1 protein-coding gene is annotated in these 393 nt (G+C 39.2%); it reads right to left on the bottom strand.

Features of this window, described 5'->3' with window-relative positions:
• Window positions 1–393 (bottom strand): hypothetical protein (locus ACVC08_RS00115; RefSeq protein WP_452600489.1); only part of this gene is annotated, 393 nt, incomplete at both ends.

The following is a 393-nucleotide window of genomic DNA, read 5'->3' as shown; positions in this document are numbered from 1 at the left end:
AATTATTAGGAGTAGTCCCAGTTTCTGCATATACATAAAGCGTTGTTGTTGTATTTATGATGTCTCCAGCAGCATACGCATTACCAGTTCCATTAGTACCATCAAAATAGTTACCAATAGTTAAAGCAGGTAGAGTATAGTTATCGCAGGATTGCACATTGGCAGGCGCATCAGGAGTAGGCGTCGTATCTATTGTAATAGTAAAGCTATTTTCAGCAAAACAATTATTAGGAGTTGTTCCAGTTTCTGCAGATACATAAAGCGTTGTTGTTGTGTTTATGATGTCTCCAGCAGCATACGCATTACCAGTTCCATTAGTACCATCAAAATAGTTACCAATAGTTAAAGCAGGTAGAGTATAGCTATCGCAGGACTGCACATTGGCAGGCGCAT

The sequence above is a fragment of the Pontimicrobium sp. MEBiC06410 genome (assembly GCF_053601615.1).
This window is presented reverse-complemented; position numbering and strand designations above follow the sequence as displayed.